At 56.2% G+C, this 290-nt stretch carries 1 pseudogene; it reads left to right on the top strand.

Annotation, left to right across the window (positions count from 1 at the left end):
* Positions 1-290 (top strand): annotated as a pseudogene (locus K6753_RS14525) (hypothetical protein); the annotation flags it as partial.

The raw sequence follows: 290 nt of genomic DNA, 5'->3' as shown, positions 1-290 counted from the left end.
GGATCGACCTTTATCGACCATCTCCTGCGCTACGAGGCCGACCCAGAGTGCAAAATGCTGGTCCTCTTGGGCGAGGTCGGTGGTATTGAGGAGTACCGTGTCATCGAGGCCGTCAAGTCTGGTCAGATCAGGAAACCTATTGTCGCGTGGGCGATTGGTACTTGCGCGAAGATGTTCACCACCGAGGTTCAATTCGGTCACGCTGGCTCTATGGCCAACTCCGACCTCGAAACGGCCGACGCGAAGAATGCTGCCATGAAGGCTGCAGGGTTTATCGTCCCTGACACTTT

Source organism: Novilysobacter selenitireducens, assembly GCF_020026895.1.
GTDB classification, from domain to species: Bacteria; Pseudomonadota; Gammaproteobacteria; order Xanthomonadales; family Xanthomonadaceae; genus Lysobacter_C; species Lysobacter_C selenitireducens.
Note: the sequence above shows the minus strand (reverse complement) of the source record. Positions and strands in the feature narration are given on the sequence as shown.